This is a genomic window from Acinetobacter sp. YH16053, assembly GCF_013417035.1.
Lineage (GTDB): Bacteria > Pseudomonadota > Gammaproteobacteria > Pseudomonadales > Moraxellaceae > Acinetobacter > Acinetobacter towneri.
In genome coordinates this window covers 1-2,516 of the sequence record NZ_VPEP01000079.1, presented here as the reverse complement: position 1 = coordinate 2,516, position 2,516 = coordinate 1, and the positions used below count along the sequence as shown (strand labels likewise).

Genomic DNA, 2,516 nt, shown 5'->3' with positions numbered 1-2,516 from the left:
GTGGTCCAGGTTTTTAAAATTATCTGGTTTTATTCAGGCCTTACAGAGCGAGTGTCTACGAGCGAACAGACACAATTAAAATTTTCGCCATTTTTTTCCCTGATTACAAACTCCCCTTTGCTGCTGAGACTGAGATACAGAGCATCCCGGAGGGTGCGAACAGATTTAATTTGCATCTAGGTCGAGCGAAGCGAGTATAAAAAACTTATGAGCGAAGCGAATTCCGAGTTGCTTTTGCTTTTTTTGAAGTTATCACGAGATTAACCCAAAAATTGCCCCTTCGAACTGAGCGTAAGCGAAGTTCAATAGAGTTTGAGCGTAGCGAAAACATAGGGCAATTTTTCATGATTCAGGTTTTTAATTATTTTAAGGTTTTTAAATGTTTTTAACTTAGTTTTAATTATTAAATTTCAATAACTAACCTTTGTATTCCCCCACGTTTAGTTACCCATTCCCCCACGTTTAGTTACCCATTCCCCCACGTTTAGTTACCCATTCCCCCACGTTTAGTTACCCATTCCCCCACGTTTAGTTACCCTCCTAATTACACCCTTAACTACACAGTTGCAGTTATACCCACATTGTTATAATCTGTGGGTATAAAAATATTTCAATTGAGTCTATGTCAAAAGAATTAGTTGTAAAAACCAATCGGTTAAACCAAGCTTTTCAAACTCTATCTTTATCAGAGTTTCATATTGTTCAATTAGCCATTGTTGATGCTAGACATACGGGTACTGGACTAAGTACAGATACTCCTTTACGAATAGATGCATTGAGATATGCTGAAGTTTTTGGGACAACAAGGCAAAATGCTTATCAGAGAATGAAAGAAGCAGAGGATTCTTTATTTAACAGAAGATTTAGCTTCTTTGATGAAGATGGGAAATTAGTCAAAAGTAGATGGATTCAGCAAGTAAAATATCTAGATGATGAAGGGGCTATTGAACTTGTTTTCACTTTAGCTGTTGTACAAGGCATAAGTAAAATTGATGGTATTAAAGACTTTTTTACTCAATATTTACTAAGCCAAACAGCCCAGCTTAACAGTACATATTCAGCAAGATTATACGAGTTATTAATTCAATGGAAAGCTATTGGAAAAACGCCAGTATTTGAATTAGCAACTTTTAGAGAACAACTTGGAATTGGTGTTAATGAATACAAGCGTATGGATCACTTTAAAACTAGAGTTCTTGACTTAGCCATTTCTGAAATTAGCGAAAAAACAGATATAGAGGCAACCTACCAACAGCATAAAAAAGGCCGTTCAATATCTGGTTTTTCTTTTTCTTTTAAACAAAAAAAATCTAAAACTAAATCATTAGAAAATCAGACAATATCTGGCAATCTAGATCTTTTTTCAAAAAAAATGACTGACTCTCAACGCCACTTATTTTCCAATAAGCTATCTGAACTTCCTGAAATGAGTAAATACTCTCAAGGAACTGAAAGCTATCCTCAATTCGCAGTAAGAATTGCTGAAATGCTTAAAGATTCTGAGAAGTTAAAAGAGTTTGCTCCCATGCTTGAAAAGGTTGGCTATCGTTAAATCATTGATGTAACGTTACATTACTAAATATTGTCTACTGACATACAGACTTTTACTTGGGTTACATGATGAAAGCACTATCTGTTATTGAATTAGCTCAACTCTATGGAATGAATCGTCAAAGTATCTATAAACGTATAAATAAAGGGGATTTATCAAAAAATAGTGATGGTAAAATAGATTTATCTGAAGCCATACGAGTATTTGGCGAGCCATCTAATAAAAATAATAATGTAACTACGTTACAGTCTACTACGGTACAAAAAGATACAGAAGTAGACATGCTAAAACAGCAAGTAGACATACTTAAAAAACAGCTAGAACTTGCACATGAGCGAGAAGTTTTTCAAAGAGAACAACTAGAAGCAAAAGATAATCAAATAGAAGCAATACAACGACTGCTAGAAGCCCCAAAAGCCAATATGACTACGTTTACCGATCAGAAATTTAATGAAGATATAGCAACGGATCCTCGGCCAGAGCCTGAGCAGAACTATGACGGATTGACTACTCCGGAGCAGACGGAAAATAAGCGTATTCCAGTGCCGGAACATGTTGAACCGGAGCAGCCGAAAAGAGGGTGGTTAAGCCGGTTTTTCTTGCCGAATGGCTAAGGGCATTATTCAACTGAGCTAATCAACAGCGTGAAACATTGCTCAAAGAATAGGCGTGGAACGTGAAAAATTATAAAAAAAGCCCAAACGGGCTCGATTGGGCTATCAACTAGGAACTACAGCGTTGAATTATAAGGATAATTATAACGCATTTCGTATAAGGTGTATTATGTTAATTTTAAAACAATCCAAGGATCCTTGTATGAGAAGCTGATTATTCTCAAGATGATCAACTAATCCATATTAACCTTGATTTAAACAAACTATATACTTTGAATTTCCAGATTATACTTTCTAGCTAAAAAGGTTTCTCTATAAGTAAAGTAAGCAGCATCACAAACCTTTTCAGT

Annotated in this window: 2 protein-coding genes; both read left to right on the top strand. The window is 35.5% G+C overall.

Translation table 11 applies throughout. The features are described from left to right. Positions 1-622 precede the first annotated feature (622 nt). Positions 623-1,552, top strand: coding sequence for a replication initiation protein RepM (gene repM / locus FTV43_RS15005; protein ID WP_086222692.1), 930 nt, complete (start codon positions 623-625; stop codon positions 1,550-1,552). A 68-nt stretch (positions 1,553-1,620) separates the two neighbouring features. Further along, positions 1,621-2,166 carry a plasmid replication DNA-binding protein gene (locus FTV43_RS15000; RefSeq protein WP_179995796.1) on the top strand — a complete coding sequence of 182 codons (546 nt, stop codon included), beginning with the start codon at positions 1,621-1,623 and terminating at the stop codon, positions 2,164-2,166. Positions 2,167-2,516 lie beyond the last annotated feature (350 nt).